This window comes from Streptomyces cinerochromogenes (assembly GCF_014648635.1).
Taxonomy (GTDB): Bacteria; Actinomycetota; Actinomycetes; order Streptomycetales; family Streptomycetaceae; genus Streptomyces; species Streptomyces cinerochromogenes.
Genome location: NZ_BMRM01000033.1, coordinates 17,073 through 31,057, shown reverse-complemented (window position 1 = coordinate 31,057; position 13,985 = coordinate 17,073). Strand labels below are relative to the sequence as shown.

Genomic DNA, 13,985 nt, shown 5'->3' with positions numbered 1-13,985 from the left:
CGCCTACCAGAGCGCGCTTCACAGTCCCACGGCACCAGCCTTCGAGGCGTCAGCCGTCGTCCCCTGCCGCGGCCAGGATCTCCGCGAGTTCCCGGGCGGGCAGCCGCAACCACTGGGCCACGTCCTCCAGCGCCACCCCGGCGGCGACCGCCGCGGCGGCGGTATGCACAAGCGCCTGGTCGATCAGACCGGCGCTGTGGCTGAGCTGCTCCAGCAGCGTGCGGGCCACCTCAGCCGTGGTGCCGTTCTGCACACCGCGCAGTTGCCCGAGCCCCTCCCGGGCATCGCTGAGCAGTTGGTCAAGGTGCAGGCGGTGTTCGGCGGGCACGGCGGCACGCCACCGCGTACCGGTACCGCCCGCCTTCCTCTCCGCAGCCAGGACCCGCAGCTGCCCGGCCATCATCGCGGGCTGCTGTTCCCGCTTCACGAACCACGGATCGTCCCGCCACCCCGGCGGCCCGCCTCCGCGCCGGCCGCGCACGATTGTGCCCATCCAGTCGATCAGCGGTCCGCCGTAGTCAACCGCGCACAGCGGCCCCAGCCAGTCCCGTCCCACCCGTTCGCCCAGCCGGCGGCAGAACGCCCCGTCGGCGGGCAGCGGCCGTGGCCGCCCCGCGCCACTGTCCGTCCACACCAGCTCGGCCATGGCCGGGTCCAGCAGCGCGTCGGCCACGGCCACCACCTCGGGGAAGACTGCCGCATCCCGGCCCACGATCCGCCACCGCCCTAGATCCGTTCCGGCGTCGCCACCCGCCAACTGGTGCAGGCGGCGCGGCCAGAGCTCCTCCTGCTCCCAGTGCAGAGCCTGCTCCCACCACCGGGCCACCGCCGCATGGGCCGCCGTGAATGCCTGCTCCGGATCCACCCCGGCCCGCCCCGCACGCCGCGCCACACTCGCCCACCGCCTTTGTGCCTGTACCACCTCCGGGAGACGGCGCAGATCCAAAAACTCCAGCGGCTGGTCGGCGTCCGCGTCCAGCAGCCACCGTGCGTGCCGCACGCACACCCGTCGCCAGCGCGGCAGGTACCGCACCGCCCGCACCGCCTGCCCGGTGCGCCGCGCGGTGCACAACCGGCACCCGAACGCGGCCGGCCCCACCACCGCGCCCGCCGCCCGCCACCGCGCCTGCGCCACGGCGGCCTCCCGGCCGGTGCCGGTCCTCGGATCGTCCACGGTGAACCCCGGCAGTGCCCGCGCCAGCACTTCCGGCCCCATCCCGCACAGCTCGGCGAGCACACCCCGCCCGGCCTCGTTGAGGACGACCTCCGCATCGGCGCGCACACCCCCGCCCTCGTGCCGCACGGGGGAGTTACGGCACGTCCACAGCCGCAGCACGCCCGCGGCCGGCAGGCTGTAGCGGTCCGCGGCCCGGTTGATCAGCGACGCGGTCAGCTCCCCAGCCAGCGGCACGGTCCGTAACGCCCCTGCTGCCACAGCTCTCCTCACGCCTGACCGCCACGGCCCCGCCCCGGCCGGGCACGGTACCCCATCATGACCCGGCGCCCACCTGCGCAGCCAGGGCAAATGTCCGCACCGCGGGCACAGGCGCGCAACGCGGCGCACACCGCGCCCTGGCCACCAGCGCCGCTGCGCACCACCCGACGATGCGCTGACATGCCCGCCCGGCTGCAGAGCTTGTTGGCCAAGACGCGGATTTGCGACAGCAGGCCGGTCCGCGCCAGCGCATCGGGCACCGTCTGACCGTCCATGCGGAACCGGCACACCCGCCCGGCACAGGGAGCCGCCCGGCCTATTCTTCCCCGGTTCGCAGGAGAGTGCCGTTGGCCCCCGGGGCGTAGGTACGGCGTGCATTCTTCTCGATCTTGCGCGCGACTTCCTCAGCCAGGTCCACACCCTGCATCTGGGCAAGCCCCACCAGGTACAGGAACACGTCGGCCAGCTCTTCGCCCCGGTCGGGAAGCTGCTTGCGCCAGGCCGTGAAAGCTTCACCGACCTCCGCCGTCAGGAGCCCGAACTCCAGCGGCACGTCTGTGGTGTTGAACCCTTTGCTGAGCTTGTTCTCCCAGGCGAGCCTCTGCGCCTCGGCGATGTCCACGATGGTCCCCTCGGCAGCGTGGTCCGTTGTCTTGCGGCACCCTAGCGAGGCCCGCCGGAGCTGATGGGCGAAAGCCGTGCGAGGTCAGCCGAGACGGTCGCCACGCGCCGCCGAATCCGCGGCCGGCTCGTCGTCGTAAAGGGTGTTGCACAACGCAGTCAGCGCTGGTTTCACCCCATGATCTGCCCTGTCGAGCGCGTCGCTTGGTCCGATTTCCTGGCGACTGGCAATGCCTGCTGATGTTCGCGCGAGGCGCTGCGCGATCTTCCGGACCGATGTGCAACACCCTTTAGCCGTGGAGCGGCGAACAGCCCTCAGCGCTCGGCGGGGTGGAAAGGTGCAACGGCCGGCCCTTGGGCGCGGTCCGACGAGGCGCCGCTGCCGCTCACCGTCCGGCGCGTCGCCGTGCCGGCCTGGGTTACAGCTCGAATTCGAGGTCGATCAGGTCGGTGAGTTCGACTTCGAGGCCCTGGGCGCGGCGGCCGCTGTCGCGGAAGTAGACCTCGCCGAGGGCTTCGGCGGCGATCTGGCGGAGCTGGTCCTCGGTGAGTCCGGCCTCCTGGGCTTGGAATAGGCGGCCGGCGTGCTGTGGGGGCAGGGCGAGGGTGAGGTGGCGTACACGGGCGTCGTCGGTGCTGCCGGGGGCGGCGGTGTAGCCGAACCGGGCCTGGACATCGATCATGATGCCTGCGGTGGTGGCCGCGGTCTGCTTGGCCTTGGCCCTGATCTGCGGCTGCCAGCGCACGCGAACTTCACGCTCGAGGCGGTCGGCAAGCTCCGGGCGGGGCTTTTTGATCTGGTTCTTCACGTACCGTTCGACGGTGCGCTGGGTGATGCCGAGCAGCTCGGCCACCCGCCGGGTGCTGCGCTGGTGCTGGCGGACCAGGTAGCGCATCTGCGCGCCGGCGGATTTCGGGATGGGGCGCGTGAACGCCTCCTGCACCGCCTTGTCGAGTTCTTCGCCGATCGTGACCACCGACCCCTGCCCCCTTACTCTCCGGTGTCCTTGGCGGTGACCTCGCCGGTCTTGATGTAGCGGGCGAGGTTGGCGACATGGCCGTCGCCGGCGAGCTGTTCGAGCACTTCCAGCCCCCACAGCACGCTCTGGGTGCCCTCGTGCTTGACCATGCCCGGGCTGACGCCGAGCCGGAAGCTGCCGGGCACGGTCTTGCCGCCGGCGTCGTAGGGCAGGACGTCCAGCGGACTGGGCCCGTCGGCGGCGTACACCGCGCAGTCGGAGAGGACCGCGACCGGGTACTGCCCGGTGGCCGCGGCCAGATGCAGCATCTTGCGGTGCATGTTGATCCGGGCCCGGGAGATCACGGCGGCGCGGATGTCCGGGCGCCACGTCGGCCGGGCGAGGGCGGGCCAGGGCTGTCCCGGCCTCCAGCCGCCGCCGCGCGCCTTCTCCCGCAGCTTGCCGATGCCGCCCTTGACGGTCATCTTGATGGCGTCCACGACGATGCCCAGCTCCGGATCGCGGCTCTTGTAGCCGTCCATCGCCTCCAGGAACTCGGTCGGGGGCAGCTTCTCGCCCACCCCGAGATCCTTCATGGTGGCGACGTAGGCGTCGCGCAGCCGCTTGTACCAGCCGTCCAGGAACCGGCCGCTCTCGGTACGCACCCAGGCCTCGACGGGGGCAACGTCGTAGCCGAGTTCGACGGCGTACGCCACGGTGGGGGTGGCGTACCAGGCCGGCCCCTCAGGGCGCCGTCCGGTCGGCGTGAACGGGCTGGGCAGCAGATCACCGTCGAGGTCGCGCCACTGCCTGCCGACCTTCACCCGGTTCAGGTCGACGTGGGAGAGGTCGACCAGCCAGGAGCCGGGCAGCGCCGGGTCGAAGGCCGGATCGGTGACGTGGACCGGCGGTGACGCGAGGCCGACGACGGCGCCGTTGGCGGCCGCGCCGAAGGCGAGGTTGACGTCGATACCGACCAGGTGGCGCTTCATGCACTCGGCGTCGGTCAGGTCCCGGGCCCAGTCGTAGGCCTCCTCGAACAGCTTCTCCTCGGGGCCGCGCACGTGGAAGCGCGGCAGGTCGGCGAGGACAGGGTGGCCGTCGGGTGCTTCGCACGGCGCCGGGTCCATCGCCTCGGTGCCCAGCGACCCGGGCCGGTGCTCGCGGTGGCGCCGGCCGTCGGCGTCCGGCTCGCTCGCACGGGTCGGCGGGTTCAGCGCGGTCATCAACTGCAAGCCCGTCACGGCAGGAGAGCCGACCGGTGTCATCACCCGTTGCGCGTATACGCCCAGCACCCGGGCCAGCTCTGCCGGCTCCAGCTGCGCGGCATGACCCCAGGCGCGGCCGTCCAGGGCGTGCCAGGACGGGATGCACAGCTGCACGCACCGCCGGCGGCTGCCCTGCGCGGGACGGTAGATCCGCGCCCACGGCCCCAGCCCCCGCTTGGTCAGCTTCCACTCGGCCCGCTCAAGCTGCTTGATGGCCTTGTGCCCCTCCGCCAGCCGCCCGGCGAGCCGCTCCTCGTGCGACAGCGTGGCGGGCAGGCCGTAGCGTTCGCACGCGGCCTCGGTGAGGACCAGCAGGGGGTCGGCGTCCTTGCCCGAGCCGTGCAGCTTCTCCGCCCCGAGCTGCGCTTCGGTGAGCGTCCACTCGATGAGGGCGGGCAGGGACTTGGCGGGCACGTCCAGGATCAGACCGCCGACGCCGTAGCCGGTCACCTGCCGGTCGGTGTCGGCGTCGAGGACGAGCAGCGGGCCGTGCACGTATCCGCCGCCGGGCGCGGGCGTGTTGGCCGGGGCGGCCTTGCTCGCACCCGGACGGCGCGTGCCGTGCGACGCTCGCTCGGCACGCGGTCGCGACACGGCGGCCGGTGCCCGAACGGCCGCCGCTGGAGGAGTGGAGGCAGACTCCTCGGCGGCGTCGGCCCCGGTCGCGTCGGGTGCGCCGCTCGCCGACACGGTCGGCGGGCTCACCCTCGGCGTCGACGGCGCCGCTGCCGCGGACTGGGCCTGCGCTGCGGGCGCCGGAGCGGGCTGCGGCACCGCGGTGTCCTCCATCTCGGCACCGGTGCCCTCCGGGGCGGGGTAGAGCGTGGCGAGCTGTTCCAGCATGCGCGCGTACGCCTCACGCTCCGGCGGCCTCGGCTCGGTCTTACCCGACTCCCACGCGCCGACGGTCGCCCGCCGCACCTTCAGCGCGGCGGCCACCTCGTCCAGGGTGAGCGCGTGAGCCTGGCGCAACCGCCTACGCTCCGCCGGCGGCGGCAGCGGGGACCGGGACGCGACCAGCGCGTCGACGGCATCGAACAGCTCGGACATGGGACACCTCCACCCTCATCCTACCCGTAGAACGGACCTACGGCGTACATATCGCGCACTTTCTACGTACGGATTGCGTTCGGTGGTAGTGTCCGTGAAGGCCTCCCGACGAGTTAAGGAAGCGCTGCATGACTGTGCTGCCGCGCCCCGGCCGCTCCGAGCGGTCCCGGCTCTTTCCCGATCAGGCGGACGCGGTGAACCGGCTCGTACGCCACCTGGGCCGCCCGGGGACACGGGGACTGTTCGTGTCGGCGACAGGGACCGGGAAGACACTCGTGTCCATCCGCGTCGCGGACCAACTCGACGCACGCCTGGTGCTGTTCGTGGTGCCCACGCTGGACCTGGCGGCGCAGACCGCCCTGGCCTGGCGGGCGGACGGCCACGGCGAGCACATGGTGATCGTCTCCTCCCTGGACACAGCCGGCCGGGACGACATGGTCGCCGCCCGGATCATGTCGACCACCAGCCCGCACGCGCTGGGCGGTCTGATGTCGGTAGTGGGGGAGGCAGAGGACCAGATCCGGGCACTGACGGTGATCTGCACCTACGACTCCCTGAACAAGATCGAGGAGACCCAGAACACGGGGTACGACGTCCCGCCGTTCGACCTCGCGGTCATGGACGAAGCGCACCGGATCGCGGGCCGCTCGGACAAGAAGTGGGCCATCGCCAACGACGCGCAGCGCATCCGCGCCGACCGCCGCCTCTACATGACCGCCACGCCCCGCATCTTCGCCGCGCCCGAGCTGGCGGAGTCGGCCGACACCACCCGCCCGCGCCGCCGACGCCCGGCCGGCCCGGACGTCGACGCGTTCGCCAACTCCATGGACAACGAGGCCGTCTACGGCAAGAAGGTCGTCGAATACCCCCTCGCGAGGGCTGTGGCGGACGGCCGGGCCGCGGACTACCGCATCGTGGTGCCCACCCTCACCGACACCGACCTGCGCCGCCGCCTGAACCTGCCCGCCCCCGGCACCACGGCCACCGGCGCCGCCATGTCCCGGCAGGAGAAGGACGACGGCGCGCTACGCACGACCGCCTTGCACCTGGCCGTCCTGCGCGCCATGACCGAGCACGGCCTGAAGAAGGTCCTGGTCTACTTCCACCTGGTCTCCGACGCCCGCCGCTTCGCCCGCGAACTCCCGCACACCCTGCGCCTGCTGACCCGCACCGACCCCGGCCTCGTCCCGGACATCACCCCCCAACTGTTCTTCGCCCACGGCGAGCACACCCCCGCCCAGCGCGCCGGCATCTTCGCCGGCTTCGCCGCCGCCGACACCGCGATCCTCGCCAACTCGAAGCTAATCGCCGAAGGTGTCGACATCCCCTCCGTCGACGCGATCGTCTTCGCCGACCCCACCCGCAGCGTCATCCGCTGCGTCCAGGCCCTCGGCCGCGCCCTGCGCCTGGACGTCTCCGGCAAGACCGCCTCCCTGGTCGTCCCCGTCTACATCCCGCCGGGCGCCGATGGCGAGAACATCCTGGGCACCGCGTATGAGCCGGTGTGGGCGATCGCCTGCGCGCTGGCCAGCCACGACCACCGCATCCTCGAACGCCTCCCCGACAAGGCCAACCGGCTACCCAAGGAGACCAGCGATGTCATCGCCCGGCGCTGGCACTTCGACTTCACCGTCCATCCCGAGCGCATCGCCCAGGCGATGGACCTCATCTCCTTCGACCCTCGCGACCCGGCCGTCTCCCGCTCCCGTCGCCTCGGGCTCGCGGCCGCCCGCTCCTACCGCGACGAGTACGGCCACCTCGACGTCCCCGCCGACTACACCGACCCCACCGGCTACCGGCTCGGCACCTTCATCACCACCATGCGCGACGCCGCGAAAGCCGGCCGCCTCGAAGCCGACTGGATCGCCGAACTCGACGCCCTCGGCATGATCTGGGACAAGCACGACGCTGCCTGGCGCGCCCGCCTCGCCGCGGCCGCCGACTACCACCGCACCCACGGCCACCTCGCCGCCCCCGCCACCACCCCCGTCGGTGCCTGGCTCGCCGAACAACGCCACCTCGCCACCAAGGGCGAACTCGGCCCCGCCCGCGCCGACGCCCTCACTACCCTCGATGCCGACTGGCGTCTGCCGCACGGAGCGGACTGGCACCGCAAATACCACCTGCTGCGCGCCCACCTCGCCACCGGAGCCGACCCCGCCGCCCTCACCCGCGACACCCAGCTCGGCGGCGTGAAGATCGGCTCCTGGCTGCACCGCCAGCTCACCACCTGGCAAGCTCTCACCGATGGTCAGCAGCAGCTGATGACCGCCCTCGGCCTCACCCCCGAGGCCAACCCGCTCGCCCCCGCCCCCCGTACCCGCCGCACCTTCGCCCAGACCGTTCAGCTCCTGGAGCTCTTCCTGCACCGCGAAGGCCGCATTCCCTCCGCCCGCGAGACGATCCGCGTCGACGGCGACACCGTCAGGATCGGCGCCTGGCTCGCCAAGGCCCGCACCAAGCACCGCACCGGCCAGCTCCCCGACCACCACGTACGCCTGGTCGACGCCCTCTTCGACGGAGACTGGACCGACGAGAACGCTGCTCCAGCGGCCCTTGTGTAGTTCCGGCCCGATGCGCTCAGCCGTGGCCACGCCGCTCCGTCGCTCACGCCGCAGCGTCCGGCGTGCCTCCCGGCGCGGTCAGCGGCGCAACAGGCGGGATGCATGATCGTGGACACTGCCACTGCGCAACCGGCCCTTCCGCCCTTCACGTGCCCTGCTTGGTGCGACTGGAAGCACCAAGCAGACACAGGTGTCGCGTTTCTCGAGGGCGTTGTGCACATGGTGATGGGGCCGGGCCTTGCCGTTCCCCGGCATGGCCGGGCGGGCTGGCTGGAGTTCATGCTGACCCTGACATCCGGCGGATCTCCCAACGGCGCACCGCAGCCGCCTCATATCGAGGTCGAGGTGACCGGCGAGGACGGTCGGCTGTCCAGCCGGGACGACGTCGCGGGACTCATTCACGAGCTGCGGGCGATGGCAGCAACTCTGGAGACATGGATGGGGCATCTTCCCGGGTGAGGCCGGCCTCCGCGGCGTCGCCGGTCCGGCCGCGCCCGCCCGCGGCCCCCTCCTGGCCGGTCGTGACCACCCGGGTCGGCGGCGGCCAAGACCGGGGGTCCCTCAAGCGCCGGGCTGGGGTCGCCCCGCCCTCTTCGACGGGCACTGGACGGGGGCCGGCGTTCCGGCGACGGCCCCTCCATTCCGGTAACAGCTGTTACCATAGCGGTATGGCGAAGACACAACTGGGCGCGCGCGTGGATGAGGACGTTGCCGAACTCGCGAAGAAGCGCGCCGCCGACCTGGGACTGAGCATCGGGGACTACCTCGCCCGGCTGGTACAGGACGATGCCAGCGGCCTGCGCGCCCGAGCGGTGGACGCGGCCGCACGCTTCCTGGCCGAACACCAGGCCGTCTTCGACGAGGCCGAACAAGCCCAGCAGACACCCCGGGGAGCACACGCGGCCTGATGGACCTGCACATCGACGTTCCCTGGATCCTGCAAGTCGCCGAGGCCGCCGGCGCGGACGACCCGGCCCCCGACGACTACGGCGTTCCCGTCTCGGCGGTCGCCCGCCACCGGGCCGAGATTTTCGAGCAGCCCGTCTACGGCGGCCCCTACGCCAAAGCCGCCGCCCTGGTGCACACACTGGGCCGGTGCCGCTGGCTGGAGCGCTCCAACATGGCCGTCGCCGCCGCGTCCGGCGTCATGTATCTCGAAGCCGCCGGCATTTCGGTCAAGCCTGGCCGTGAGGACGCCATCGCTCTGAAGGACCTGCTCCTTGACCCCGCCTGCACCGCGGGGAAGATCGCCGCTCTGCTGCGGACCTGGCCCACCACCACCTGAGGCCAAAGCCTGCCACCGCTTCCCAGGGCCAGGCCGCGGGAGCAGGCCGCTCGGGCAGAGCGGTGACAGGCCTTTGCCTGACGGGACCCGGTGGCGGTGCCGTCAGCCGGTTGCCTCCAAGCAGTGTTGAACGGTGTGCATTCGACCAGGTCGGGGCTGCACCGGACGGCCAGCCGTCACCCGGGCCGACTGACCGGCGGCTTGGTAGCTGTGGGGCCTTCGCGTCGCGCGGCCGGGCGTTCACAGGGCCGCCCGCTTGGGAAGCCACCGAGGCGCGGCTCCGTCGATCAGGCGCGCGGGTGGGCCCCGTACCCTCATGCGCGGTGACAGCCGGTCCAGCTATTCGCGTTTGGCGGTGTCCGCCGTGTCGCAGGGATGGGGGGAGCGTGTCCGGGTTCAGGTGTCCGGGACGCTGGGGATGCCGCATCGGAGGGGGCACTATGAGTTGGATTCAGCCGGTCGCCAATGGACTGCGTAGCGATCACCCGGTTCCGGGACTGCCGTTCATCAACGACGAGCGGCTGCCCTTGGACAACCCCGACGCGATCGAGCGGACCGGCCGCAACCAGGGCGAAGGGCTGTGGGGGCGCACGGATCCCTTACCCGACGGGGGATGGGTGGCCTTCACGACCGAAACGAAGAACCGCGCCTACGCGTGGGCTGTCCACCAGCACCCCACGTACGGCCGCACCGTCTTGCTGATCCGCGACCAGGACATGAGTGACCTGCACCACGACTGGACGTACGGGCGCAACGGGTTCCTCTACCGGCACGGCGGCTACTGGTGGGACGGAACCGCATGGCACCGGCCGGGTCAGGTCGTCGACCGCGCCTACGAAAACTACGACGCCCGCCCGGTGGAGGACGCCGTCACCGTCACGGCCGCAGACCTCCTGACCCACCCGGGAGAACCGGGCAACGCCCGGATCATGAAGATCGCGGACTTCACCGCTTTGGATGAACCACTGCCCCACTGGCGCGATCATCTCGCCCTGTGGGCCGCGTCCCGCCGGCCCGGCGCCCTGCCGCTCGACCGATGCGTCATCGACCTGCGGGCCCCGGAACTCCAACCGGCTCGCCTCGTCGACCGAACGGGCCTGGCGCAGATCGCGGGACTGGCACCTGACGACCTGCCCGACCCGAAGTACGGGCGCAGCAAACTGCCTGTTCCCCAGACCGAAACCGCCGAGGGCCCGCGCTGGTCCGAACCCGTGGCCCGCGACTGGGCCGAGCAGCACCGCAGGGTTCACGGACCGCAGACGCTCCTGTCCGCGACGACGGCATTCGGTACCCAGCAGCCCCGCGGCCTTGTCGCCGACCACAACCGCCTGACGAAGATCATCAGCGACGTCCTCAAGGACCCGGACAGCCCCCAGCGAAAGAGCGGTTTCAAGCGAGGCAAGACGACACCTGAGGAGTCCGCTGCGCAGCTCGCCTGGTGGCCCGCGGTCGCCCTCAGCGATGACACCAACGGCTTCATCCCTGTCGCGGCCCTGCGCACCACGCTGGTCGAGGCGGTTGTCGGAGGCCTCGCCGAAGACGTCGAGCGGGCCGGGAAGAAGAATAGGGCCGGTGTCTCCCTCGGGGACATCAGGAGGGACGTCGTCAAGCTCCTTGACTGGTACATCCTGCGGGAGCCGGGCGGGACGCCGGTACTCTTCGGCGAGATCTGCCTGCTCGCCCGCGTGCGCCTCGGGTTGGAGCCCAGGGACGTCGGTGACCTCCTGCGACGGTCCCTCCACCTCGACAGCGAGTTGGACGGCGAGACCGTCGATGCCCTGCTGGACCTGGCGCTTCCCCCCTCCGCCAAAAGAGCCGAAGACCGCTGAACGAAGACCGCTGAACGTGACCGCCCAGGGTCTGCTGGCCGTTCGTCAGGACCCGCGGGCTGGGGTTCCACGTCTCCGCGAAGCGTCGACCGCTTCAGCTGCTAGCAGGGCTGGTGTGGAGTGCCTGGCGTATGCGGGGGGCGGCGGTGCGGTTGCCGGCGATGTGGCTGAAGTGCTGGGCGGATTCGGGGTGGTCGCGCAGGACGGCGGCGATGACAGATGCGGCCTCACTGGCGGCCGGCGCGGTCATGCCGAACCGGCCGATCTTTACCCGCCGAGCTCCCTGACCTCGCCGCGCGGATCGACACAGAGCAGCTGGAAAGTCGTCTTGAAGCTGTAGTCATCCCAGTCGTCCCGAACCAGGAAGGCCTGCCTCGGCGCGGGGGAGACAGGCCGCCCACGGATGGGCAGGACAGGGAACTGCACGGTTCCTCCGGAAGACACCTCGGCCTGCGGCCGGGCGCGTCAGAAACAGAGAACGCAACCGCCCTCGTGCGAGCGTCGCTGCTCCCGGCGAAGCAGCGCCGGGCCCTTCTCGGCTGTCAGGCCGTGGCTCGCCAGACCTGGGCCAACGCGACGGACGGCAGCCGCCGCTTACTGGTCGGGGCGGACGGCCTGGACGCCGGTGCCCGCGTACGCCTTCGGTGTCAGGGTGAGCAGGAACCGGCCGCTGGGGTGGCGGCGGAGGGCCGGGCGGCGTGGACGGCGGCGAATGAGCGCCCGAACCGCAGCAGCTCGGTGGCGGTGACTGCGGCGTCGGTGTCGAAGGGTTCGATCCGGATGAACCGCAACCCCTTGATGTAGCCGAGCAGCTCGGGCCGCTCGGCGTCGCCGGCCGTCAGCGACAGCACCGGCGCGTACAGGTCCCCGAGTCCGCCGGAGGCCTGCAGGTAGAACGCCGCGACCGCCTCGTTGCACGGATCCTTCGGGTCGTACAGCGCCCCCGCGGTCGTGTGGTCCAGGATCGACCGCGATCCCCGCCACTACGCGGCCGCCCGCGGACCGTGCGAGGAGGCACCCAGGCGCTCCAGCAGCGCCCGGGCCTTCGCCTCGGCCTCCGGGCTCGGCGCGCTGCCGAGAGCGGAGGCGAGCTCGGCGCGCGCCAGCTCGGCCCGCTCGGCCACCAGCTGGGCCAGCCGGTCCCGAGCGGCCGGTAGTCCCGCGACCCGCGCACGTCCCATACCCGAGAGGGCACTGAGCGACCTGATGCCCGGCGCCGGGGACGGGGCCCATGCACGAGAGCCACATCAAGCCCGTGCCGTGCTGCACGCCAGGGCGCTGCAGCTGCCGGACCCGGGCACTGGCTGTGTGTCCGGGCGTGCGGCGAGGAAGATGGACGGAGGGCTCCCGTTCCGTGTAACCCCCGAGCCGGGACAGCAGCGTCCGCGGGGCCCGCCCGGCAGTGCCTGCTCGCTCCCGGGCGACGGCCCCGCCTGCGCCCGCCGGGTCTCTCCGCCTGGTGACCGGCGCCGCGATGGCCCGGCCTCGGCCGCTCGCCGACAACGTGGAGTGGCAGCGGGCCTCAGCGGCGCGCGGACGCGGCACGGCCGTGGAAGTGATCCCCGCAGCCGCACCGCGACGCGCGCTGCCCGCTGCGGCCCGGCCGGAGCAGCGGGAGAGCGCCGGGGCCGACCTGTGGCGCCTCGAGCGCTCGGAGGGGCTTGTCGCGCTGGAAGGCGGGGCGAGGACCAAGCCTCACCCCTCGGCCGCGATGGACCACCGGTGCCAGCCCCGCATCCCGCTCAGTAGTGGATGTTCCAGCCCAGGGCCTCGGCGACGACCTGGAGACCGACCTCCAGCTGCCGGATCGAGGGAGCGGACCGCTCCCGGTTCCCGCCCGCGTGGCTCTCGGTGCGCGGCTGGCTTCGCCCGGAACCGGCGTCGTGAAACGCGCGCGCGGGCCACCGCGGCCGACACCTGGCTCACCAGCTCCGGCGGGGGTCGCCTGGCGCCCTTGCCTCCGGCCGGGGGTCACCTTGTCCGCGCGTCCAGCTTGCCCGCCCACCTCCATCTGCGGCCTGGCCGGAGCCCGCAGCGCGGTGTCGGCCTGGGCGGTCATGCTGGTGTGGTGCAGAACTGGTGGGCTCCGCGCAGTGTGGTGCGTAGTTTCCGCTGGGTGGCCCGGCTGTCGAGGCGTACGTCGAGGGCACCGGGAAGCGTGCTGTGGGCCCGCAGGCCCGTGGGCAGCCGGGAGGCGTCCAGGCCGTCACGCCTGGCGATGAGGATGCCGAGCTCGTGACGGCTCACAGCGTCGGGCCCTGCGAGATGGTGGACGTCGGCCGCGTCGCCACACGCCAGTTCCAGGAGGGCGGCGGCCAGGTCGGCGACGTGCACCGGGCAGCGGATGTCGTCGGTGAACAGGACACCGTCGCGGGTACCGGTGGCCAGTTCCTGCACAACGCGCTCATGCATGGAATCCCCGTCGCCGATGATCAGCGACGTGCGGGCGACGACGGCCTGCGGATGCGCGAGGAGGATCCCGGTCTCTGCTGCCGCCTTCGCCGCTCCGTACGGGGTGACGGGGTCAGGGAGGCACGACTCGTCGTAGTGGACTCGGGCGCCGGAGAACACCGCGTCGCTGGACACGTGGACCAGGCGGCTTCCCTGCTTCGCCGCCGCCATCGCCAGCAGGATGGGCCCCTGAGCCGTCACCGCCCAGTCGGTTTTGCCGCTGGAGGCGTTGACGACAATGTCCGCGCCGACTTCGGCCATGACGGCGTCCACGCGTCCGGGGTCCCGCAGGTCAAGTGGGTACCACGCGGCGTGGGAAGTGGTGCCGGGCCTGGTCGCGTAGGTCGCGGCCGTTGCGTGCCCGGCCGCTGCCGCCTGCCGGATCAACGCCGTGCCCAGGAAGCCACTGCCGCCGATGACCAAGACCGTCATGACACGACACGGTAGACCGTCCCGGCCGGTACCGGACAACGGCGCCACAGCCAGCTCGCGGCGGTGCTCGGGCAGCGGCACCGTACTGGTT

Annotated in this window: 12 protein-coding genes; 5 read left to right on the top strand and 7 right to left on the bottom strand. The window is 72.0% G+C overall.

Going from position 1 to position 13,985, the window contains the following annotated elements; all coding sequences use genetic code 11:
• Positions 1-49: 49 nt before the first annotated feature.
• The 4 genes from IEZ20_RS37980 to tap all read right to left on the bottom strand — a co-directional run bounded on the left by IEZ20_RS37980 (position 50) and on the right by tap (position 5,333).
• Entirely contained in the window at positions 50-1,411 is a 1,362-nt protein-coding gene (locus IEZ20_RS37980) for a DNA-binding protein (protein WP_189307452.1), read from the bottom strand.
• 340 nt (positions 1,412-1,751) lie between these two features.
• Positions 1,752-2,057 (bottom strand): MazG nucleotide pyrophosphohydrolase domain-containing protein, encoded by a 306-nt coding sequence (locus IEZ20_RS37975; RefSeq protein ID WP_189307450.1) that lies wholly within the window; start codon positions 2,055-2,057, stop codon positions 1,752-1,754.
• Between the two features lie 418 nt (positions 2,058-2,475).
• The gene (tpg, locus tag IEZ20_RS37970) at positions 2,476-3,033 is read right to left on the bottom strand and encodes a telomere-protecting terminal protein Tpg (RefSeq protein WP_189307448.1); all 558 of its coding nucleotides are present in this window, start codon (positions 3,031-3,033) and stop codon (positions 2,476-2,478) included.
• A 14-nt stretch (positions 3,034-3,047) separates the two neighbouring features.
• Positions 3,048-5,333 carry a telomere-associated protein Tap gene (gene tap, locus IEZ20_RS37965; protein WP_189307446.1) on the bottom strand — a complete coding sequence of 762 codons (2,286 nt, stop codon included), beginning with the start codon at positions 5,331-5,333 and terminating at the stop codon, positions 3,048-3,050.
• A 128-nt stretch (positions 5,334-5,461) separates the two neighbouring features.
• Between tap and IEZ20_RS37960 the strand changes: the two genes are divergently transcribed.
• The 5 genes from IEZ20_RS37960 to IEZ20_RS37940 all read left to right on the top strand — a co-directional run bounded on the left by IEZ20_RS37960 (position 5,462) and on the right by IEZ20_RS37940 (position 11,011).
• Positions 5,462-7,897, top strand: a complete 2,436-nt coding sequence (locus IEZ20_RS37960) for a DEAD/DEAH box helicase (RefSeq protein WP_189307444.1) — start codon at positions 5,462-5,464, stop codon at positions 7,895-7,897.
• A gap of 102 nt (positions 7,898-7,999) precedes the next feature.
• Positions 8,000-8,356: a DUF6907 domain-containing protein gene (locus IEZ20_RS37955; RefSeq protein ID WP_189307442.1), complete on the top strand. Its 357-nt coding sequence runs from the start codon at positions 8,000-8,002 to the stop codon at positions 8,354-8,356.
• A gap of 209 nt (positions 8,357-8,565) precedes the next feature.
• Positions 8,566-8,805 (top strand): hypothetical protein, encoded by a 240-nt coding sequence (locus IEZ20_RS37950; RefSeq protein ID WP_189307440.1) that lies wholly within the window; start codon positions 8,566-8,568, stop codon positions 8,803-8,805.
• The gene (locus IEZ20_RS37945) at positions 8,805-9,182 is read left to right on the top strand and encodes a fic family toxin-antitoxin system, toxin component (protein WP_189307438.1); all 378 of its coding nucleotides are present in this window, start codon (positions 8,805-8,807) and stop codon (positions 9,180-9,182) included. The genes IEZ20_RS37950 and IEZ20_RS37945 overlap by 1 nt, the downstream gene beginning before the upstream one ends.
• A 440-nt stretch (positions 9,183-9,622) precedes the next feature.
• A complete protein-coding gene (locus tag IEZ20_RS37940) occupies positions 9,623-11,011 on the top strand; it encodes a hypothetical protein (RefSeq protein WP_189307436.1) in 1,389 nt (462 codons plus the stop codon).
• Positions 11,012-11,658: 647 nt separating this feature from the next.
• On the opposite strand, the gene IEZ20_RS40220 is transcribed toward IEZ20_RS37940, so the two are convergent.
• The 3 genes from IEZ20_RS40220 to IEZ20_RS37925 all read right to left on the bottom strand — a co-directional run bounded on the left by IEZ20_RS40220 (position 11,659) and on the right by IEZ20_RS37925 (position 13,894).
• Entirely contained in the window at positions 11,659-11,862 is a 204-nt protein-coding gene (locus IEZ20_RS40220; RefSeq protein WP_229896471.1) for a hypothetical protein, read from the bottom strand.
• Between the two features lie 132 nt (positions 11,863-11,994).
• Entirely contained in the window at positions 11,995-12,192 is a 198-nt protein-coding gene (locus tag IEZ20_RS37930; protein ID WP_189307519.1) for a hypothetical protein, read from the bottom strand.
• Positions 12,193-13,066: 874 nt separating this feature from the next.
• The gene (locus tag IEZ20_RS37925; RefSeq protein WP_189307434.1) at positions 13,067-13,894 is read right to left on the bottom strand and encodes an SDR family oxidoreductase; all 828 of its coding nucleotides are present in this window, start codon (positions 13,892-13,894) and stop codon (positions 13,067-13,069) included.
• Between the last annotated feature and the right edge of the window lie 91 nt (positions 13,895-13,985).